The following is a 24,053-nucleotide window of genomic DNA, read 5'->3' as shown; positions in this document are numbered from 1 at the left end:
GCGTTGAACCAGGCTTTAACTATTTTCCGGATAGACCACTACCCTCTTTTATCGTATATTTGAACTATAAAATCACACCCAATTCAGCAATCGAGCTGTAAAAACTACGACTGACTTCGCGCAAGGTTGTAATTCGGATGTAACGCACCTTGTATGTTTTGTCAAACATTTTCTCCTGACGTTCGTCGGAGTAACCAAAACGACCATTTTCAACGGCTGTTTCCCAGGTTTTACCATCGGCACTTACCTCAAAATTATAGGTTGCAATTCGTCCATTCCATGAATCTTGTCGCGGCAAATAACTAAAACCTTTCAACTCCAGCGTTTCTCCCATATCCACTTGCAAAAAGTGTGGTTGAACCAGTTTTTCATCGCTCCAATCGGAGTGCCATATCGTTTCCGGATTGTTATCAATAGCCATTTCCGGTCCGTTTCCATCGTAGCTGCAATCGGCTGTGGCGGTCCACTTTTGCTTACTCATTTCAAAATACCGGATCACGCGGTTACTGTTCATCTTCCCTTTAGTTACGGCATAAACAGCTACTTTGCCGCCTTTTTTAAGTTCGAATGGCTTTTTATATGCTTTAAACTTTTCATCGTTTACCGAATAAAAAAGATCAGCATTTTCAGAGCTACTAATTGAAATTTCACCGTTTTCATTTTGTTCCAGAACCGGAGCCTGAGCCAATAAAAGTTCTGCCACAGGATATTTCTCGCCGGCGTATTCAAATATGCTTTTTTGCTGGAATTGTACCGGAGAATAAGTAACATCGAAACGATAAATGCCGCTAGTCGCCACATACTGAGGTAAAATTCCGGGGCCACAAGTGGCAGTTCCCAAACCGGTAACCAAAGCATCGTAATTAACAGTTACAAAATCGGCTTCATCCAACTCATTCAGGTGCCGTGCTTTTGTTATGGCAGCATCGTCATACGGATAAGCACTAAAATTCATTTCACTTGTACCGCTCATCAAAAACCCAACTCCTTCAATGTTCGAAACTGAAGCCCAGCGTACGCCTGATTGATTACAATTTTCCTGCGGAATAACAATGTTGTGGTCGTACAACTTTTCAGCAGTAGTTGAATAAAAATCGAATTTACCACCGCTTTTGCGGTCTGGATATGTTGATACACCTCCCAAACCGTACCAGCTAACTTCATCATACGAACGTTTCATTTTCATTTGCAAACCAACTTTTGCAACTGCGGCAATAGATGTTGGCAAATTAACTTCGCTGGAGACATTAAATGTTCCGTCGCCAAAAATATGGTACTGCACAACAGCTGAGAATTCAGTAGAGGTACTTTTTAAAGTAACAGGGAAAATCAGCAAAATACTTCCATCAGTCTGATTTTTAACTGTTGCCTTTTGCGCCACTTGATCCAAATCTGCCAAACCAGCCTTGTTCCAAACCCGGAATCCATTTCTGTCGCGAATATCGTTTTCTGTTGGCGGGCGGAAAAAGTTTAATCGCGGCCCCTGTTTCATCATTTCTTTCCCTTTGAAAATGTAAGATGAAATGATACCTGATTCAGTATCGATTTCTAACTGATAGTCATCTCCCAAAACAACATATTCCGCGTCGGTTTGCTGAACTGCGATTTCACCTTTGTTCTCAACCGTTGCATAAGCAGCCGATTGTGTTGGCAATACAAATTCTTCCCATGCCTGTTCGCGCCCCGCTTTTACCAAACCTTTGCGTTTTTTGGTAACCAACGAAAATTTCAGCACATAACTTTGTCCGGCTTTGGGTTGTTGCAATTCGGGTAACGAAATGCTAAAAGCTTTTTCAGCCAGTGGCTCAACATTTAAATCAGCAACCATTCCGTGAGCAACAATTCCTTCTGCATTTTTAACCGTCCAGAACAAGTTAAATTCGTTCAGGTTAGTAAAAAAGTATTTGTTTCTAATGGTAAATTTTCCAGCGGTTAAGTCATCTGCAGTTATCGAAATATTCTGATATACCTTTTTAGTTTCCCACAATTGCGGATTTGGCAAACGATCAGGATTTACCAAGCCGTTCATACAAAAACTATTGTCGCTTGGTTTGTTGGTTCCATAATCGCCTCCGTAAGTGTAATACATTCTTCCTTTCTCATCCACTTCGCGCAATCCCTGGTCAACCCAGTCCCAGATGCAACCACCCTGCAAAGCCGGGTACATCTCAATAGCATCCCAGTAATCCTGCAAACCACCACAACTATTTCCCATAGCATGAGCATATTCGCATTCGATTAACGGACGATCGGGATTTCCCTTTGCATAATCAATGATTCCCTGAATGCTCATGTACATCGGGCAGAAAATATCGGTATGATCTTCCAAACCTGCACGTTCATATTGCACCGGACGACTTTTATCGCGTTCTTTTATCCAATTATAGGTGGCAACAAAGTTAATTCCATCGCCGGCTTCGTTTCCTAACGACCAGGTAACAATACAAGCATGGTTTTTATCGCGCTCCACCATACGGCGTGTACGATCAAGGTGCATGGGGCCCCACTCCGCATGTTTTGCCAAACTAGCTTCGCCGTAACCCATTCCGTGCGATTCGATGTTCGCTTCGTCGATTACATACAACCCATAAATATCACAAAGCTCATAAAACAACGGATCGTTCGGATAATGGCATGTACGAACGGTGTTGATGTTAAACTCCTTCATCAGCTGAATATCTTTCAACATCATTTCGCGGCTAACCACATGTCCTTCGTCCGGGTCATGTTCATGGCGGTTCACTCCTTTTACGTAAACAGCTTTTCCATTCACCATAAATTGGCCGTTTTTGATTTCAGCTGTGCGGAAACCAATGTTTTGCGAAAGTGCTTCAACAATATTTCCCTCAGCATCTTTCAAAACAACCAGCAGTTTATACAAATTAGGTTGTTCTGCCGACCATTTTTTAGGATCATCAATAGTAGATGCAAATTCAAACATTGTAGCTTTTTCGCCAACAGTTGAAGTTTCGGATAAATCAATAACTTTTTGATTTTGATCAAAGGTTAAAACACTTGCTTCAACAGTATAAGCTCCGGCATCTGCTCCGGTGTGGTTTTCCACTTCTACTTCCAGCGAAAATGTTCCGTTTTTATAATTCTCATCTAAGCCGGCATGCACAAAAAAGTCGCGCACATGAACCTGAGGAGTAGCCTGCAAATAAACATCGCGCTCAATACCACTTATTCTCCAAAAATCCTGACACTCGAGGTAACTTCCGGTGCTCCAGCGATATACTTCCAATGCCAGCGTGTTTTCTCCGGTATTTACAAATTCTGTCAAATCGAATTCGGCAGGCGTTTTTGAGCCTTCGCTGTATCCCACTTTTTTACCATTTACCCAAATGTAAAAAGCCGATTTTACAGCTCCAAAATGAATCGAGATTTGGCGGCCATCCCAATCTTCAGGAATAGTAAAATTACGTCGGTAACTTCCAACCGGATTGTAACCCGAAGGAATATGCGGTGGATTTGGACGTTCGCCTGCAATCATCCAAAACGGATACCTTGTATTTACATAAATAGCCGTATCAAAGCCCTGGCGTTCCCAGTTGGCGGGCACTTTTATATCGGCCCAGTTACTTACATCATAATCTGTTTGGTAAAAATCAACGGGGCGGCCTTCAGGATTTGTGGCAATATTAAATTTCCAAATGCCATTTAACGATTGAAAATAAGCCGACTCATCTTTGTTATTATCCAGTGCCATTCGTTCACTTTCGAAAGGGAAAAAACTGGCATGCGGATCGGTTCGGTTAATATTAAAAACTGCGGGGTCTTCCCACTCTTTTACATCCTGAGAAAAAACGGATGAATACACAAATACTAATAAAAATAGTAAACTGAGATTTTTTAACATGATATCTGGTTTAATTGATTTCTCTAACTATTAAGACACTAAAATTGCCGGATTAACCTAAGTTAATCCAATGTTTTTTGCATTTATTTTAGGAATAAAAAATAAACACGACAGTACCAGCCTTTACACAAAAAAATAGTAGAAAAATGAAGAATACATAGAGATAATGCAGGTTTACGATCCAGTTTGATCATTTGCGACTGATAAGTATCGATCGGAAAATTTCGATTTGTTTTGTTAACAACTGAATAACAATAGAATAAAAGTCTGATTCCGATTCATAAGTCTTCTCTTAAAAAAACGTATAAAAAACAACTTACTCTTTAGTTTCATTTTCAATTAGGTAGTTTTTACCTGCTATTAAACAAAAAACCCATATTCCATGCACCTTTTAGTGCATTCTAAATTAGCACCTTAGCTAAACATTTCTGACTTATATTCGTTTTATTTGCGACTGATTAACAAGAATCATTTATGTATTTAGAAAAGGAAAAACCGGCAACAAAGAACCAGATATCTGCAAAAGAAGCACTTCAGGATTACTACATTGCGCGATTAAGTCGCGAGTTAAGTGTAATGGGACGCCGCGAGGTGCATAACGGACGTGCGCACTTTGGTATTTTTGGCGACGGAAAAGAAATTGCCCAGATTGCTTACGCCAAGAATTTCAAAAAAGGCGACTGGCGCTCGGGTTATTACCGCGATCAGACGTTTATGCTGGCGCTGGGGTTGCTGGAGCCGGAAGAATTCTTTGCCATGATTTATGGGGATACCGACGACGAAATTAATCCATCTACCGGAGGACGAAATTTCAATAATCATTTTAGCACCCGTAATATTACTGATTCGGGAGAAATCAAAGATTTGGCCGATCAGTACAATTCTGCTTCCGACATTTCATCAACTGCAGGACAAATGCCACGTTTGCTGGGGCTGGCACAAGCCAGTAAAATGGTTCGTGAACAGCCGGAATTAAAAAAGCAACTGAATAACAATGTTACCGGAAACGAAGTAGCATTTGGCAGTATTGGCGATGCCAGCACGAGTGAAGGTATTTTCTTTGAAACGATAAACGCAGCCGGAGTTCTGCAGGTTCCGCTTGCCATTGCCGTTTACGATGATGGTTTTGGAATTAGCGTACCAATTGAACTGCAAACTACAAAATCGAGCATTTCGGAGGCACTGAAAGGTTTTGCCAAAGAAAAAGGCAGCAACGGTGTCGACATTTATAAATGCAAAGGCTGGAGCTATCCTGATTTGGTAAAAACATTCAAAGAAGGAATTGACAATTGCCGAAAAAATCAGTCGCCGGTGGTTTTCCACATCAACGAAGTTACACAGCCACAGGGACACTCTACTTCGGGCTCGCACGAGCGTTACAAAACAAAAGAACGCCTGGAGTGGGAAAAAGAATACGACGGCATTAACCAAATGCGCAATTGGATGCTCGAAGCAGGAATTGCCGACGAAGAGATGTTGGTTGAGATTGAAAAATCGGCACAAAAACGAGCAAAAGAAGCCAGAAAAAGCGCCTGGAATAATTATACCGAAGGCTACCTTAATGAGCGTAATGAGTTGATCAAAATTCTGAAAAGAATTGATAAACGCAGTGAATTGCAAAGTTTACGACGTTTTGAGAAGGTAACCGATAAAATTTTCCCAACCCGCAGGTCGCATCTTAGTTTTGCAAAAAGGCTGAAACTTGAGCTTCATACCATGCCGGAGTTGGAAGATGAACGCGATATTTTAAAAGACTGGATCAGTCGTTTTGAAGAACGCACGGCCGGTTTTTACAACGGAGAATTATACCGCACCGGACCTGATGCTGCACTGAATGTAAAAGCAGTTGCAGTAGAATATGATGAGAACGCTGCCGACGTAAACGGATCGGTGGTCGTAAATAAAAACTTTGATGCCCTGTTTAGCAAATACCCCAACCTGGTAACTTTTGGAGAAGACACCGGAAAATTGGGCGATGTAAACCAGGGAATGAAAGGGATGCAGGAGAAATACGGCAAAGTACGTGTTGACGATGCCGGTATCCGTGAGGCAACGATCATCGGTCAGGGAATTGGCCTGGCGATGCGTGGTTTCCGCCCAATTGCCGAAATTCAATACCTCGATTACCTGATTTATGCACAGTCGCAATTAAGCGACGATTTGGCAACACTGCAATACCGCACCAAAGGACGTCAGGCTGCACCGCTGATTGTACGCACGCGTGGCCATCAGTTGCAGGGAATCTGGCACGCCGGTTCACCTATGCAAATGCTTCTGGGATCGATGCGCGGCATGTACCTCTGTGTACCGCGTAACCTGACTCAGGCAGCAGGTTTTTACAATACTTTGCTGGAAGGTAACGATCCGGCACTGGTTATTGAACCGCTAAAAGGTTATAACGTTAAGGAAAAACTACCGACCAATCATGGCGAATACAAAGTAGCGCTTGGCGTACCGGAAATTATGCAGGAAGGAACGGACGTAACCGTTGTTACTTATGCATGGAACGTGCATCATGCTGTGAAAGCCGCAAAACTGTTGCAGGACTTTAAAGGAATTTCAATAGAAGTGATCGATGTGCAGACATTAATGCCTTTTGATGTTAACCACATCATTCTGGAATCCATCAAAAAAACGGGGAAAGTAATTTTTATGGACGAAGATGTGCCCGGTGGAGGAACTGCTTATATGATGCAAAAAGTAATTGAAGAACAAAAAGCATTTGATTATTTGGATACAGCTCCGCGAACACTTTCGGCACAGGAACACCGCCCTGCTTATGGTATCGACGGCGAATATTTCTCGAAACCAAACGTGGAATTGCTTTTCAAAAATGTTTATGAAATGATGCGTGAGGTGGAACCGGATCGGTTTCCGGAGTTATAGGTTTTCAATACTCTACGCTCTGGTAGTTATTCAAATGTTATTTTCTCTACCCTTTTGTCTGTCGACATTTTCCCTTCTAAAGGGAAAACAACTTCATTGAATAGCTTGAGACAAAATGTTGCGAAAACATATTAGAACTTGCTCCCCTTTCAAGGGGAGCTCTCGACAGAGTGAGGGGTAAAGCATAAAAAGATATATTTTATCAACTCACCAATTCCTTAAACGAGCGGCCGAAATCTTCATTATACAATTTTTGGTACAGTTTAATATAGTGGTTGTAGATTTCGAGGGCCAGACTGTGTTTACCCTGCGAATAAAGGATATTACATTTTAACTCCAGCGCGGTTTCGTTCATTTGGTCGAAAGTGAACAACACATCGGTAATTTCGAGCAGCTCCTTTTCATTTTCCCGAATATTCAGCAGTTCACAAACTTCTTCAAGGCGGTTTACTATTCGCCCTGAAATATCGTCTTTCCACCTGTCGAGCCACTCGGTTTCTGTGTTAACCAAAAAATTACCACGACTCAGAATACTCATCACCTTATTGAATTCCTTGATTCGAGAAATATCAAAGCCTTTTTTGTTGTACTCTTTTATGTATTCAAAATCGCAAAAAACATCCTCGCAGTGCGACATCCGCCAGTAGTTGCCGTCAAAAGTGATTGTGATATCGCCCACGTCTTCCAATATCGACCGCAGCTTTTTAATGTTTACCCCGCGGTTATTTTTGGCATTGTGTTCTGATTTATCCGGCCACAAAAATTCCTGTATTTTTTTAGAAGAAATTCCTGTATTTCCATCAACAGTATTCAGAAAAATAAGCAGAAACAGTTCTTTTACTGTTGGCGAAAAACGGTAAGTAATATCTTTCCCGTTTCTGTCGAACACCTGAAATCCACCAAAGGTAAGGATTCGTCCACGCGAAGTTTCGTCGCTGGAATCCGGCTCATCAATCAACAAATTCAATGTCGGCTTTTGCGATTCCGTTTTGGTTTTTTTCGTTTTGCGAATGATTATCAAAACCGCACCAACTAATAACAACGCCAATGCACCAAAAAACAAATAAGCTACCGGGAACTTCCCGGCTATTTGGTCACCAGCCGGAGCCAATTCACTTTCCGATGGCGGATAATTTAACGAGTAAATATTTACCTTATATTTTCCATCGGCAGCTTCGTGCATGGTAAGCGCCAGTATCTTGTTGTGCGTTTGCCAGTTGTACAAATCGGCAAAAGAGGTAATATCGTAAAAGGTGTAAGGAATTTTGCTGCCTATAAATTTATACTCCGGATTACTCAAATCGGCTTTTAACAGTTGCAAAGCCGTTTCGTTATTACTGTGCGAAAAACAGAGGGTGTAAAAACAGTTCTCCTGCTCATTAATAATCATCGAATTAACCGGCGTATAACTTTCGTCATCAATCTCTTCAACTTCCCATACTTTCGAGATTGTATCTGTTCTAAAATCGATCTTGTACAGATCGTAATAAAACTCCTTGCCCAAAATTTGTTTTCCGGTTTCGTTACCCAAACCTCCAAAAAGATAATAAATACTGTCGTTTTGGCTTTTCCCCAGCGATGCCAGGTAACGTGGCTCAAACAGCTCACCTTTCATCTTCAACTCTTCCCATGTTTTTGTGCGTTCGTCCAGTTTTCGGAAAGTATTGAAATAGGTAAAAAAACCATAACCGGCAATTGCTGTATAACTGCCATCAACCGGATTTAGCAGACTGTTATGGTGCCAGTATTTAGGTAAATATGCAAGCGTGTCATATCGGTTGTCCCAGGTTCGGCTGGCTTCATTAAAAGCCGGGACTAAATTCTTGTATCGTGAATAGGTTCGTAAGCGATTGTTTTTATCAAAGAAAACCTGCTGGGCATCTTCGTAAAACGGATTTCCCGATCGGTATTTAATGGTACTAACTTTCCTTTCGTTGAGGCTGAATTTTGTAATTCCCTGTTTACGCTCGACAAAATAAAATGCTTCTGAGTTTTTATTAAAAGCAATTTGTGGCAACTCCGAGAACTCGAACGAGCGCACCTGTTTCCAGGTTTGGTGCTGTTCAATCACCCACGCCGGATTGATAATCTCAGCCACTTTCCCATCCACCGAATCTTTTACGGTAGTGCCCGTTGTATAATCAAGCGGCCAAAAGTATTTCAGGTTATTCTGTTCCGAAAACCGGATGTTACGCACCGACATTGGCGGCACTTCATCAATTTCGAAACCATAACGATCTACAATTCCGAAAGTCCATTCGAGTTCAGACGAAGCGGGTAATTCAATTTTATCACTTACGGTTTTTCCGTCAAAAGTCATCGTCACTTCGCCCGAAACTGCGTCAACTGCCAGGCGAAACTTGTGCCAACGGTTTACCAGCTCAATTTGCTCGCGGCTTAATGCCATTTGCAAATTGGTTTCTTTTTTATCGAGTACAACAAAAAGATCAGGGAAACGTCCGTCGATATTATAAATCAGATCGAACTGGTGCCCGTCGTGCGTTTCTTTTAATTGTAACACGTAACCGTAACGTTCGTCGAGGTCGCGAAACAAAATATCGAATTCAATGGAAAAACTGTTCTGATAACTAATGGCACCATCTTCGGTGAGATCAATTCCGGTGCGGTTCTCGAGCGATACTTCTTTTGATTTAAAGAAGACACCACGGTGCTCGTCGGCATTGCTTTTGAATACCAACAATAGAACAAAAAAAGAAATAAGAAATATCCCCCGCATCATTAGTTAGCTAATAGAGAAACAAAAGTATAATATTCGCGCTTTTAACACATCTTTCCACACAAACTACAACCAATAAAAGTAACAATTTGTTATTCCGACACATTAATATCTTTTTCTCTTCACCTCGCTTTGGCCATTTTTTTAAACAAATAGCTTCCGAACAGCTTGTTTTGCAAATTAATGTTAACTGAAAACTATTTTTTCATAAAATATTCAGACACCCCACACACCACTAACAATCTGCCGTTTACGAAAGTATTAATCCAATATTAATCGGCATTAACAACAATTCTGTCCGCATTAATCCTCAGTTAATCACAAATAAATCACCTCCACTTAAAATTGTTAAAAAATTTGAAATTTAAACTTAACACAAATTTTATGGAAAATTGTTTTTCAGCGATTAGCCAGCTAACCAAAAGGCTATCGATCTCAAAATTTGCTGTTGCTTTAATTTTCATTTTCTCGGGCTTTGCAGCAATGGCACAGCAGGGAGAATTAAAAGGAAAAGTAACGGAGGGAACTGATGCACCACTTCCGGGTGTGACTGTTATGGTAAAAGGTACTTCGAATGGTACCATTACTAATTTCGATGGAGAATACACACTAAAAGATGTAAAAGAAGGTGACGTAGTGGTATTCAGCTTTATCGGTATGTTAACGCAGGAAATTGCGTACACCGGTCAGGCAACACAGAATGTAAACATGGAGACCGACACTCAAAACCTCGACGAGGTTGTGGTAACGGCTCTGGGTATTCAGCGCGACAAGAAAACGCTGACTTACTCATCTCAACAAGTTTCGGGCGAAGAAATGATGAAAGCCCGCGACATGAACTTCATGAACAGTTTGAGTGGAAAAACTGCAGGTCTTGAAATCAAGAAAAGTGTTTCAGGAGCAGGTGGTTCTACTAAAACCGTTTTAAGAGGTAACCACTCGTTAAGCCAGTCGAGCGACCCATTGTACGTAATCGATGGTGTGCCGATGGTAAACCGCAAAGGTGACCAGTCAGGTATGTGGGGAGGAACCGACGAAGGTGACGGTCTTTCGCAGATCAACCCTGACGACATTGAAAGCATCAGCATTTTGAAAGGTGCCAACGCCGCTATTTTATACGGTAGCCAGGGTGCAAACGGTGTTGTTATTATCAATACCAAAAAAGGTAAAGAAGGTAAAACATCTGTTAGCTTCAACTCAAGCACAACTTTCGAAACGATTACTGAAACTCCTGACCTGCAATTTACTTATGGCAGCGAAGGTGGTGCTAAAGAGAGCTGGTCGTACACAAAAGGAAATTATGAAAGTGATTATGTTGACGATTTCTTCCAAACAGGTTACAACCTGGTAAACTCAATGTCGATTAGTGGAGGAAACGACAAAACAACTGCTTACTTCTCATACGGAAACACAACTGCACAAGGTGTTATTCCAAATAACGAGTACCAGAAAAACAACGTTACTTTCCAGCAGTCGACTAAATTACTGGAAGACAAACTGAAAGTAAGCTCAAACGTAATGTTGGTTTCTGAAAAATCGAAAAACCGTTACACTGCAGGTTATTACCTGAATCCGCTAACCGGTTTATATTTCTTCCCTCGCGACAGAAATTTTGCTGATTACAAAGAAAACTACCAGGTTTTTGACGAAGCAAGCAACATGAATACTCAAAACTGGTTTATTTCTGACCACCACCAGTCTAACCCATACTGGCTCATCAACAATCAACCAAAAGAAGACCTTACAAAACGTGTTATTGCAAGTTTAACACTTGACTACGATATTACAGAACACCTTAAATTTCAGGCTCGTGGTAGCTACGACTACTCAAGCAAATCGTTCGAGCAGAAATTCTACGCAGGTGGTAACAGCACCAACATTTCGGCAACCGGTCGTTGGAACTACAAAAAATTCGAAGATAAAATGCTTTACACCGATGGTATTTTTACTTACCAAAACAATTTCGGTGACTTTAGCGTAAGTGGTGTTTTAGGTGCCAGTTACCAACACGGTATTTACGGTGATGGAGTACAAGTTGACAACGGAACAAACAACCTGTTGTATGCCAACGAATTTTATTTCGACAACCTGCCAACCAATGTTCAGGTACACTCGATTTATGCCGGCGAAATCATTAAAGAAGGTGTTTTCGGTAACATTCAGTTAGGTTACAAAGACATGCTTTTCCTTGATATTGCAGGTCGTAACGACTGGTCATCAACTTTGGCCGGAACAGGTAACGAATCGTATTTCTACCCATCAGTTGGTTTGTCGGGTATTGTAACTGAAATGATCGATGCACCTGATTTCCTAAGTTTCTGGAAACTGAGAACATCATACAGTACTGTTGCTAACGAAGTGCCATTTAACGTGGTAAATCCAATGCATACTATCAACTCTGGTGGCGGTGTTGACCGTAACACTCAGCAGCCATTCAGAAATCTGAAACCTGAAATGATCAGAAGTTTTGAAGTTGGTACCGACCTTCGTTTGTTCGACGGCCGCGCAGGACTTGATTTCACTTACTACAACATCAACAGCCAGGATCAATTCATCACACTTGATGCTCCATCTGGTTCGGGTTATACTTACTACTACATTAACGCCGGAGAGGTGGTAAACAAAGGTATTGAGATTACTTTAACCGGTAACATCATCGATAAAGGTGATTTTGGATGGAATACCAACATCAACTTCTCGCGTAACAAAAACGAGATTGTAGAACTGGTTCCTGAGTTTGAAGGAAAACAAATTTCTTACGGTAGCTCAGAAGGTTATACAACTTACATTGTTGCCGGTGGTTCATTCGGTGATCTTTACGGATACAAATTCAGAAGAAACGACGCAGGTCAGATTATGTTGGACGAAACAACAGGCGCTCCACTAAGAACTGCCGACAGAGAATACCTTGGCAATCTTGAACCAAAATTCAGCATGGGTTGGAACAACAATTTCGATTACAAACAATTCTCATTGAGTTTCTTGGTAAACGCTAAAATTGGCGGAAAAGCTTTCAGCCAAACAGAAGCAATGTTAGACGGATACGGAGTTAGCCAGCGCAGTGCCGATGCACGCGATGCAGGTGGTGTTGCTATCGACGGAATTCAGGGAACAACAGCAGTTACATCGGTTGATCCGAAAACATACTACACTACAGTTGGTGACCGTAACGGTATTGCAGAAGCTTACGTTTACGATCGTACAAACATCCGTTTGAGCCAGCTTGCACTTTCATACGATTTAGATGTTCGCAAATTGGGTCTTCCATTGCAGGCAGCATCTTTCTCGGTAGTAGGACAAAACTTGTTCTTCTTCTACAAAAAGGCTCCTTTCGATCCGGAATTGACAATGAGTACAGACATGAACTCACAGTCGCTTGACAACTTCAATGTACCGGCTACAAGAACCTATGGTTTCAACTTAAAAGTTACATTCTAAGTAAAAAAGTAGAATCATGAAAAAAATATTATTCTTATTTATAGTAGCCCTCTTGGCCGGTGCATGTACCGATGAATTTGAAGAGGCAAACACGAATCCTTATCAAATTACTGATTCGTCGTTGGAACAGAACTTTAACCACGTTGGAGCTTATTTCCCTTCAATGTTGAGCAATATTTTCGGTCACCAGATCGAAGAAAACCTGGTAGCAGAATCGTTCTGCGACTATATGGCAACTCCAACTCCTTTTGTTGGAGGTGTAAACAACACAACTTACTACATTCGTTGGAACACCTACTGGGACCGTATTTACGGTAGCATTATGGCTCCTTCGCGTCAGGTTATCCAAATTGCCGAAGATGGCGGTTATGATGTGTTTGTACGATGGGCTGAGTTGATCCAGATTTTAGGATTGTCGCGCCTGACAACTTACCACGGTCCGCTTATTTATTCGGAGTACGGTTCAACTGAATCAACTATCAACTACGATAGCGAAGAAGCATTGTACAGTGAGTGGTTTGCAAAACTGGACGAAATTCAGGCAACATTTGCGGCAAATACTGATTATACAGGAATGCAAAGTTTCGATGCCAGCTATGGCGGCGATGTTAGCCAGTGGATGAAATTGGTAAACTCAATGCGTTTACGTTTGGCTATTCGTATTTCGAAAGTGGCTCCTGCTTTAGCAAAAACCGAAGGTGAAAAAGCAATTGCTGATCCTGCAGGTTTGATCGTTGAAAACGGCGACAACTTAAATATTTCGTTATACGGCAGTAAATTGTACTTAGCGATAATTTGTTTCGAATGGGGCGATACACGTATGTCGGCCGGAATGGAATCTTTCCTTGTAGGTTTAAACGATCCACGTATCGAAACCTATTTCCAACCTGCAACCGATGCTTCATTGGTGGTTGATCACCCTGAAGTTCCTTACAAAGGTATTCGTAACGGTGCATCATTAGTCGCAAAAGACGACCACACGGGTTGTTCAATGATCAACGAAAGCTTCCGTTCGATTACCGAAAGAAGCTACCTTACTGCAGCCGAAGTTAACTTCGACCTTGCAGAAGCTGCATTACGTGGCTGGGAAGGTGCCGGCGATGCCGCTGCAAACTACGAAGCAGGTATTCGCGCATCATTCGCAGAATGGGGTACCGGTGGTGTTGACGCTTACTTAGCCGATGCAACAAGCACTCCTATCGATTACAACGACGCTGCTTATGCAGGCGATGTTAACGACTTTGTTTCGCGCTCAACAGTTACTGTTGCATGGGACGAAGCGGCTACTAACGAGGAAAAACTGGAGAAAATCATCACTCAAAAATGGATCGCTGGATTTACAAATCCTAACGAGCCTTGGGCTGATTTCCGCAGAACAGGATATCCAAAACTTCCATTGGTTTACCAAAACAGCAGTAGCTCTGACTGGGGTGTAATTCCAACTGACGAGTGGATTAAACGTATGCCATTTGTTGATGCTGAACGCAAAGGAAACAGTGAAGCTGTTGCCAACGCTGTAGCAACAATGAAAGGAGATGACTTAATAAGCACCCGCCTATGGTGGGATACAGGTAGTTCAAATTTCTAGATCTTTCGCATAGTCTAGTTTGATTAAAATTGCGGGTTGAGCGACTGACTTTTGTCAGTTTGCTTTTCCCGCAATATTCACTATAATTGCATACCTATTTCAACAAGATGAACCGAATTCTTTTAATTGCAAACGCATTTATTGCATTCTTCCTATTCTCGTGCTCGCAAGCTCCGAATACCGAAGATTTTTCAGCTTATGTAGATCCGTATATCGGCAGCGATTATCACGGACATGTTTTCGTCGGAGCAAACGTTCCTTTTGGAGCCGTTCAGCTTGGGCCGAACAATGCGCAGGAGACCTGGGACTGGTGCTCGGGCTATCATTATTCCGATTCGGTTCTGATAGGTTTTGCACACACACACTTAAGTGGAACAGGTATTGGCGATCTTGGCGATCTGCTTTTTATGCCCGTTTCCGATGATTTTAACTACGCACAGGCAGCGAATGAACCTTACCCCTGGAGTGCACTTTACACGCACAATGACGAACAGGTTAGCCCCGGATTTTACTCCATCACTATCAACAAATACAATGTTCAGGCAGAACTAACGGCCACCGAACGTGTAGGTCTTCAGAAATACAATTTTAACGCACCGGGTAATTCACAAGTAATTATCGACCTGGCCTATGGAACAGGCTGGGACAACCTCACCAAAGCCGATCTTCAACAGGAAGACGACCGCAGCATTCGAGGTTTACGTTATTCAACTGGATGGGCAAAAGACCAAAAAGTTTACTTCCACACCGAATTTTCGAAAGCGATTAAGTCGCTAAAAATATTACGCCAAAACGACAAAGGAATAAATACCGTTCAACTTGAATTTGAAGGAAACGGTGAATTACTCATTAAAACAGCGATCTCACCGGTTAGTGCCGATGGCGCCAAAAACAACCTGAACGCTGAATTAGCCCAATGGGATTTTGAGGCGACAAAAAAACAAGCCCGTTCAAAATGGAATACCGAGCTGGGCAAAATTAAAATTGAAAGTACCGACACATCAAATAGAACCGCATTTTATACTGCATTATACCACACCATGATCGCACCATCGTTGTTCGACGATGCCAACGGCGATTACCGTGGAGCAGATGGTAAAAACTACACCGATCCGGGTTACGATACCTACACTACTTTTTCGTTGTGGGATACCTACCGTGCAGCGCATCCGCTGTTTACGCTGGTTCACCAGGATCGTATTGACGACATTGTAAATACACTGCTTGCCATTTACGAGCAGCAAGGTAAACTTCCTGTGTGGCATTTACACGGAAACGAAACCAATACAATGGTAGGTAACCACGCCATTCCTGTAATTGCTGATGCATTGCTGAAAGGATACACCGGTTTTGATGCCGAAAAAGCTTTTGAAGCCGTAAAATCGACCATGCTGATGGACGAGCGCGGTCTGAAATTTATAAAAGAAAAAGGTTATATCCCGGCTGATTCAACTGTCGAATCGGTTGCGATGGCGCTTGAATATGCCATCGATGATTGGTGTGTGGCAGCCATGGCAAAGAAACTGGGAAAAACAGAAGACTTTGAATTGTTTGCCAAACGGGCAAAATACTACGAAAACTATTTCAATAAAGAAACCGGTTATATGCGTGGACGAATGGCTGATGGCAGCTGGCGTACACCTTTTAACCCGGTGCATTCCGAGCATCGTGCCGACGATTTTTGCGAAGGAAATGCCTGGCAGTACACTTGGTTAGTTCCTCAAGACATAAATGGTTTGATTGATCTTTTTGGCAGTGATGCTGCTTTTTCCGAAAAACTGGATGAGCTTTTTACTACCGAAGAAACATTAAACGAAGGCGCTTCAAACGACATTTCGGGATTGATAGGTATGTATGCCCACGGTAACGAACCGGGGCACCATATTCCCTATATGTACGCTTTTGCAGGCCAGCAATGGAAAACTGCAGAACGTGTCAACTTCATTAATAACGAAATGTACACCGATCAACCCGACGGACTTTGCGGAAACGAAGACTGCGGTCAAATGTCCGCATGGTATGTATTCTCGTCAATGGGCTTCTACCCGGTTAATCCATCCAATGGTGTTTATGTTTTTGGAAGCCCGCTGTTTGAGTCAGCAACCATTGATTTACCGGGCGACAAAACATTTCAGGTAAAAGCTAAGAATCTGAACAAGACAAATATCTATATCGATTCAGTTACGCTAAACGGCGAGCCATACACAAAAAGCTACATTACACATGCTGATGTTGTTAAAGGTGGTGTGCTGGAATTTACGATGGCTGCAAAACCAAATAAAGAATTTGGTCAAGCTGCCGACAGTCGCCCGAAATCGGGCTACGAATAGCTGGATTGCCCAAAATAATTATATTTTTGCGCCAGATTTATACCTATACAACAACTTAATAAACTCACTACCATGAAGTATTTTTTAATGTTTTGCCTTGGCGCAATTCTATTTAGCTGCACTTCAAAAGTCAGCACTCAATCAACAACTACACCCACTAAGCTGGTGGAGTTGGTAAACCCGTTAATGGGTACCGATTCGGAATTTAAACTATCGAACGGTAACACCTACCCTGCCATTGCTCGTCCGTGGGGAATGAATTTTTGGACACCGCAAACCGGGCGCATGGGCGACGGCTGGGGTTACACCTACGATTCGTACAAAATTCAGGGATTTAAACAAACACATCAGCCAAGTCCGTGGATTAACGATTACGCGGCATTTTCGCTGATGCCGGTTACCGGGGAGCTTAAATTTAAAGGCGCAGAACGTGCATCGTGGTTTTCGCACAAAGCAGAAGTGGCCCAGCCGCACTATTACAAAGTGTACCTGGCCGATTACGACGTAACCACTGAGTTCACGCCAACCGACCGCGCTGTGTCGTTCCGTTTTACATTTCCGGAGAACGACGAATCTTACATTCTTTTGGATGCTTTCGATGGCGGATCGATGGTAAAGATCATTCCGGAAGAACGCAAAATTATTGGTTACTGCCAAAACAATCACGGCGGTGTACCGGCCAATTTCAAAAACTATTTTGTTGCCGTTTTCGACAAAGATTTCGAGGTGGTAAAAACCTGGAAAGACGAAAACCTACAGGAATCTGCGGAAGCTCAAAGTTTCCACGTTGGCGGTATTGTTGGTTTCAAAACCAAAAAGGGTGAAGAAGTAAATGTAAAACTGGCCTCATCATTTATCAGTGCCGAACAAGCTGAATTGAACTTAAGCAGAGAGATTGGCGACAAATCATTTGAGGCGATTAAAGCTGAAGGCGAGAAAATCTGGGAAAAAGAACTGGGCCGGATTAAAGTGGAAGGTGGCAGCGAAGCCGAACAAAAAACTTTTTATTCGTGTCTGTACCGCACATTGCTTTTCCCACGTAAATTTTACGAGTTTGATGCCGACAATAATATCGTTCACTACAGTCCTTACAACGGCGAAGTTTTGCCGGGTTACATGTTTACCGACAATGGTTTCTGGGACACTTTCCGTGCCGTTTTCCCATTCTTTACACTGATGTATCCTGACCTGAACAGTCAGATTATGGAAGGGCTTGTAAATACCTACAAAGAAAGTGGCTGGTTGCCGGAATGGGCAAGCCCGGGTCACCGTGGATGTATGATCGGTTCTAACTCTGCATCATTGATTGCCGATTCGTATCTAAAAGGAATCCGTGGTTATGACATTGAAACTTTGTACGAAGCTATGATTAAAAATACCAAAGGCCACATGGAAACCGTTGAGTCGGTTGGTCGTTTTGGTGCTGAATATTACAACGAGCTGGGTTATGTGCCATATAACGTTGGCATTAACGAAAACACAGCCCGTACGCTGGAATATGCTTATGCAGATTATTGTATCTGGAAACTGGCTCAGGAGCTCGGAAAACCACAGGAAGAAATTGACCTGTATAAACAACGTGCCCGCAATTTCCACAATGTTTACGATGCAGAAAGCAAACTGATGCGCGGTAAAAACGAAGATGGAACTTTCCAGTCGCCATTTAGCCCGTACAAATGGGGTGATGCTTTTACCGAAGGAAACAGCTGGCATTATACCTGGAGTGTTTTCCAGGACATTGAAGGCTTGAAACAACTGATGGGTGGTAACGATGAGTTTGTAGCCATGCTCGACTCGGTATTTGTTGTTCCACCAATTTTTGATGATTCATATTATGGTGGCACTATTCACGAAATTCGTGAAATGCAGATTGCCGGAATGGGTAACTATGCGCATGGAAACCAGCCTATTCAGCACATGATTTACCTGTACAATTATTCCGATCAGCCATGGAAAACACAGGCGCATGTTCGCGAGGTGCTGACAAAATTGTACTCGTATCAGGCTGATGGTTATTGTGGCGACGAAGACAACGGCCAAACTTCAGCATGGTATGTTTTCAGTTCAATGGGGTTCTATCCTGTTTGTCCGGGAACCGATGAGTATGTTTTGGGATCTCCGCTGTTCAACAAAATCACTGTCACGCTTGAAAACGGCAATGAATTTGTAATTGATGCCACAAACAACTCAAAAGAAAACGTTTATGTAAACGATGTGGTGCTGAACGGCGAATCGTACAATAAAAACTTCCTGAAACACGCTACCATTCAAAATGGTGGTGAAGTTGTTTTTAATATGGCCAGCCAGCCAAACAAAACACGCGGAACGGAAACAAGCAGTTTCCCCTACTCGATGACTTTTGAAGATTAATTGACACGCTGCAAAATCGCAGTTTATAAAAACAAGAATGCCATCTTATTTTAAATAATAAGGTGGCATTTTTTTTAATACCCCCAAGAAATCAAAACCAGATCTGTTTAATTGCGTTTTATAAATACAACCTTTTAAATAAACGATTATGCAAAGTAACGCAATTGGCTGGTTTGAAGTACCGGTTACCGACATGGAGCGGGCCATAAAATTTTACGAAACAGTTTTAGATGTAAAACTCGATCGTAACCAAATGGGACCACTGGATATGGCCTGGTTCCCAATGACAGATGAAAGTTATGGTTCCGCCGGATCGTTGGTGTGCCACCCTGAGTTTTACAAACCTTCTACCGAAGGTGTGGTTATTTATTTTACGGCACGCTCGGGTGATTTGGACAACGAACTTTCGCGCGTTGAAGATGCCGGAGGAAAAATGCTACAACCAAAAACAAAAATCTCGGACGAATACGGTTTTATGGCATTGCTTATCGACAGCGAAGGCAATCGTGTAGCTTTGCATTCGAGGGGGTAAGCCGGTTTTTAAAGTTAGGGAAGCAGCCTTCTACCCTTGGAAATAATCATTCTCCCCTTGGAAAACATAGAGATTGTTTCTCTGACCTTGGAAATGATCGTTCTTTCCATTGCCCTTAACAACAATCATCTGGAATTCCCCCACGAAATTTGATTTGCCAGAACTCAGCTGCCCACAAGGTTTTTGTTAAAGAGAAACAATCAATCCGGAACTTTCGTACATTCGGGAAAACCGGAATAATGAAGCCGCAACTCACTCACTTTTGTCTATTATTTTTTTCAACATTGCTCCTATTATCCTGCAATAATATTTACATTTCAATTACACCCAGAGTTCACATAGATCATAACGAGGCAAAAACGTGGACAGGTCTCATCAATCGTTGTGATCCGGAATTTCCTTTCGTTGATGGCTGGTTAGGCGGAGATGGTGATATTTCGGTTCCGCTTGATGCCACAACAACCCTTTTCCTTTTTAGCGACACTTATGTGGGGCAAGCTGAACAAGTGAGCCGTAAACAAGGTGTTTCAATGATCGCCAATACCGTGGCCATCCAAACCTGTCCTTCTCCATCGAAATCGGAAACCAGGTATTTCTGGAACCAGATGTACACCGAAAGTCCGCAGCCGGTATTTAAACCAACGAATCCGGAGCACAAGTTTTGGGTAAAAGATGCCTTTATCATTGATATACAGCTTTATGTTATTTTGGAAGAAATAGGCCCAAAACCCGATGCAGCCCCCGACGATATTTTCAATTTCACACAACTGGGCTACACGTTGGCAAAAATCAGCAATCCATACGAAGTACCTTTTGTTTGGGATATCGAATATATTCCCCTACCCGATTTTAAACTTCCGCTGACGGGAATCAGTTGCCACGCCCGCCAGGATAAATACCTTTACTTTTTTGTGAACCGTAACGACAATGCCCAACTACTTGTGCGCAAATGTGTAGACAACTTCGAAGATATGTCGGTGCCATTTGAATATTTCTCACTTGATAAAAAATGGATCGAGGAATTCAATATTTCGGATATGGACACTGTTCTGAACGGATTCAGGTGCAACACGGTAAAATACCACTCCGATATAAAACTGTGGGTGATGGTACACGATATCTGGTTTAGATCAAACGAAATAAAAATTCGCACAGCACCGGAAATTACAGGCCCATGGTCGGAAGAATATGTAATTTACAAGATCCCCGAAACCACAAAAGGCAACACACAATACACTACAGATAATTTTTGCTACAGTGCTCGGGAATGTATCCAGAACTACGATTCAAAAACAAATGAAATGCTGATTACATACGATGTAAATAATGCTAAGATGTCAAAAGTAATCCGAAACAATTCCATTTATACGCCAAAGGTTGTTCGGGTAAAACTACCGATAGTAATTGAGGAGATGGAAGAAAAAGTGATAATGATTGATGGAGATTGAGACTCATCGTTGGGAGCAAGAAGAAATTTTCACATCAGTAACATGAAAGTCGTGGCTCGTAGCTGGCGACTTGTAGCTTCTACCCGATCTCTATTTTCAAAACTTGTTTCGTGGCATCGGTAACTTTAAAACGATTATCCAGCCGTTGCCCCATTATCCAAACGATTTTTTTACCGCTACACAGCAGCCAGGTGTTTTCTTTTTCGTGCAGCGGCATTTTTTGGTCAATAAAAAAATCGCTTACCTTTTTAAATCCAGTCATGCCGAGTGGCTGAAAATAATCCCCTTGTTGCCATTTGCGCATCAAGAGCGGGAACTGCACCTCATCCAAATCGATGCAGGCAATATTTGCGTCTTTTATGATCGAAAAATCCTTACCATCCAAACGCTCAATCGAAATACTGAAAGGGGCAAATAGCTCCATATCGTCCTCTTCGATGTAATACACACGTTCTTCATCGTTTGAGATTTCCTGAATGAATAAAACATCACGGTCTTTCACCAATCGGTGTGTTTTCGAAAAGAACTGTTTCCCCGAAAGCGTTTCCAGACTTTGATATACAGCATCAACTACGCTGGCATTAAAACCATAGCCGGAAAGAATCTCCAACAAAACTGTTTTAGGATGTGGTGAATTCTGCAATGCCGAGATTGAAATCACCGACTGCTCTTTTTCATCAGTCAAGACTTCTTGAATCTCATTTCCAATGGCATTCTCGTATACATCGTAAGCAACTTTCAGGTTGTCGACACTGGCCATAAAATTCTTTTTAAAAGCCGGATTTAACTCCGAAAATAAAGGCAAAATCTTATGCCGCAAAAAGTTTCGTTGGTAAACCACTTCGTTGTTCGACGAATCTTCACGGTAGGAAATATAGTTTTCGGCAGCGTACTTTTCAATGTCCTCGCGACTTGCAAATAACAACGGACGAACCAGTTTTCCCTTTTTCTCTTTTATTCCGGTAAGGCCTTTTATTCCTGTTTTCCGCGACAGGTTCAAAAAGAAAGTCTCGATCAAATCGTCCTGATGATGTGCCGTTACAATACAATCGTATTCATACTCCTTGCGGATTCGCTCGAAAAAATCGTAACGCAACTCGCGCGCTGCCATTTCAATAGAAATTCCTTTAAGTGATGCGTACTCCTTTGTATCAAAAGTCTCGAAATGCGCGGGTGTTCCGTGCTGCTCGACCTGTTCGTGCACAAAAGCCTCGTCGCCATCCGATTCATCACCGCGCAACCTGAAATTGCAGTGTGCAATTCCATACTCAAATCCCGAGCGCTCGAATAAATGTAGCAGCACCATGCTGTCGATTCCGCCGCTAACCGCCAGCAATACTTTTTGCTCCGGCTTAATCAGCTGCTTTTCTTTGATATTGTTGATGAATTGATCGTACATGGACTGCTGGTTATTATTTGCTCGTTATCCTGAACTTGTTTCGAAATCTATAAAAAGATCCTGAAACAAGTTCAGGATGACGTTTATACTATTTTTTGTGTTTTCCTACCGCCTGCGCAATGTTCAGGATCACTTCAACCGATTTCAGCATCGATGGAATTGGAACAAACTCGAACGGTCCGTGGAAATTATGACCACCCGCAAAAATATTCGGACATGGCAGGCCTTCGTACGAAAGTCTTGCACCATCAGTTCCGCCGCGAATGGCTTTTATTTTAGGCTCCACACCTGCATCAATCATTGCTTTTTCAGCAATATCAATAATGTATTTTACCGGCTCCACTTTTTCGCGCATGTTGTAGTACTGATCTTCCATTTCCAGCTCTACAATATCTTTGTCGTATTCCGAGTTAACCAACTTAACAACATCGGTTAACAGGCGTTTTTTGTCCTCGAATTTTGTTTTGTCGTGGTCGCGAATGATATATTGCAATTCTGCTTTGTCAACACCTCCATTCATCGAGATCAGGTGGAAAAATCCTTCGTACTTATCGGTATGTTCCGGACGCTGTGTTGGCGGTAACATGGCAACTAATTTGTGCGCCACCAACAGGGCGTTTATCATTTTATCTTTGGCCGATCCGGGATGTACGCTCAATCCTTTTATTTTGATAGTCGCTCCGGCTGCATTAAAGTTTTCGTACTCCAACTCGCCAATCTCTCCGCCATCGAGCGTGTAGGCAAAATCGGCACCAAATTTCTTCACATCAAAATAGTCGGTTCCTTTACCAATCTCCTCATCGGGCGTGAAAGCAATGCGTATTTTGCCGTGTTTTAAATCAGGAGAATTCAGCAACTGCTCGGCTGCTGTTACAATTTCGGCAACTCCTGCTTTATCGTCGGCGCCCAAAAGCGTAGTTCCGTCGGCGGTAATAATATCCTGTCCTTTGTAGTTTAATATTTCTGGAAATTGTTTCGGATCGATACAAACATTGTTTTTCAGATAAACCGAACAACCATCGTAATTCTCCAATATCTGCGGTTCAACACTTTCGCCCGAAAAATCAGGGCTGGTATCAACGTGCGAAATAAAACCAACCACCGGACTATCGCTAACGCCATTGGCTGGAATAGTTGCAGTTACGTAACCGTATTTGTCCATTTCCACTTCGCTTAACCCAATTTCTTTCAGCTCCTCAACCAGCTTTTTCATAAAAACCAGCTGGCGGTCGGTACTTGGGTAAGTTTTACTTTTTGGATCGGAAGTGGTGTATTGTTTTGCGTAATTGATAAATCGTTCTACTACTTTTTCCATTCTCTTATATGACTTTTTAATATTCTATTTTCAACGCGATGTGCAAATTTATATTTTTTGCACCGGATAAAAACTGACAAAGCTTTCAATTTGGCATCTGGTATCAAGCATCCAGTAATTCAGGGATGTCATCTTTCTTTATTCTGAAAAT

Annotated in this window: 11 protein-coding genes; 7 read left to right on the top strand and 4 right to left on the bottom strand. The window is 42.2% G+C overall.

Going from position 1 to position 24,053, the window contains the following annotated elements:
• Positions 1–64 precede the first annotated feature (64 nt).
• Complete coding sequence (locus QZ576_RS00765; protein WP_297093396.1) at positions 65–3,859, bottom strand: glycoside hydrolase family 2 TIM barrel-domain containing protein; 3,795 nt, start codon at positions 3,857–3,859, stop codon at positions 65–67.
• Between the two features lie 474 nt (positions 3,860–4,333).
• On the opposite strand from QZ576_RS00765, the gene QZ576_RS00760 reads away from it, so the two are divergent.
• Positions 4,334–6,745, top strand: a complete 2,412-nt coding sequence (locus QZ576_RS00760) for a thiamine pyrophosphate-dependent enzyme (protein WP_297093394.1) — start codon at positions 4,334–4,336, stop codon at positions 6,743–6,745.
• Positions 6,746–6,947: 202 nt separating this feature from the next.
• Here QZ576_RS00760 and QZ576_RS00755 read toward each other — a convergent pair whose 3' ends face one another.
• Positions 6,948–9,485, bottom strand: a complete 2,538-nt coding sequence (locus QZ576_RS00755) for a hypothetical protein (RefSeq protein ID WP_297093392.1) — start codon at positions 9,483–9,485, stop codon at positions 6,948–6,950.
• Positions 9,486–9,866: 381 nt separating this feature from the next.
• On the opposite strand from QZ576_RS00755, the gene QZ576_RS00750 reads away from it, so the two are divergent.
• The 6 genes from QZ576_RS00750 (at position 9,867) to QZ576_RS00725 (ending at position 21,188) form a co-directional block, all read left to right on the top strand.
• Positions 9,867–12,920, top strand: a complete 3,054-nt coding sequence (locus tag QZ576_RS00750) for a SusC/RagA family TonB-linked outer membrane protein (protein ID WP_297093390.1) — start codon at positions 9,867–9,869, stop codon at positions 12,918–12,920.
• A 16-nt stretch (positions 12,921–12,936) separates the two neighbouring features.
• On the top strand, positions 12,937–14,508 hold the full coding sequence (locus tag QZ576_RS00745; protein WP_297093388.1) for a SusD/RagB family nutrient-binding outer membrane lipoprotein: 1,572 nt from the start codon (positions 12,937–12,939) through the stop codon (positions 14,506–14,508).
• A 107-nt stretch (positions 14,509–14,615) separates the two neighbouring features.
• Positions 14,616–16,838 carry a GH92 family glycosyl hydrolase gene (locus QZ576_RS00740; protein ID WP_297093386.1) on the top strand — a complete coding sequence of 741 codons (2,223 nt, stop codon included), beginning with the start codon at positions 14,616–14,618 and terminating at the stop codon, positions 16,836–16,838.
• A 72-nt stretch (positions 16,839–16,910) separates the two neighbouring features.
• Positions 16,911–19,208, top strand: coding sequence for a GH92 family glycosyl hydrolase (locus tag QZ576_RS00735; protein WP_297093385.1), 2,298 nt, complete (start codon positions 16,911–16,913; stop codon positions 19,206–19,208).
• A gap of 148 nt (positions 19,209–19,356) precedes the next feature.
• A complete protein-coding gene (locus tag QZ576_RS00730; RefSeq protein WP_297093384.1) occupies positions 19,357–19,740 on the top strand; it encodes a VOC family protein in 384 nt (127 codons plus the stop codon).
• 284 nt (positions 19,741–20,024) lie between these two features.
• Positions 20,025–21,188 (top strand): hypothetical protein, encoded by a 1,164-nt coding sequence (locus QZ576_RS00725; protein ID WP_297093383.1) that lies wholly within the window; start codon positions 20,025–20,027, stop codon positions 21,186–21,188.
• Positions 21,189–21,267: 79 nt separating this feature from the next.
• Here QZ576_RS00725 and tilS read toward each other — a convergent pair whose 3' ends face one another.
• On the bottom strand, positions 21,268–22,587 hold the full coding sequence (gene tilS, locus QZ576_RS00720) for a tRNA lysidine(34) synthetase TilS (RefSeq protein ID WP_297093382.1): 1,320 nt from the start codon (positions 22,585–22,587) through the stop codon (positions 21,268–21,270).
• 88 nt (positions 22,588–22,675) lie between these two features.
• Complete coding sequence (gene pepT, locus QZ576_RS00715; RefSeq protein ID WP_297093380.1) at positions 22,676–23,902, bottom strand: peptidase T; 1,227 nt, start codon at positions 23,900–23,902, stop codon at positions 22,676–22,678.
• Positions 23,903–24,053 lie beyond the last annotated feature (151 nt).

It is taken from the genome of uncultured Draconibacterium sp. (assembly GCF_913060805.1).
GTDB lineage: Bacteria > Bacteroidota > Bacteroidia > Bacteroidales > Prolixibacteraceae > Draconibacterium.
Note: the sequence above shows the minus strand (reverse complement) of the source record. Positions and strands in the feature narration are given on the sequence as shown.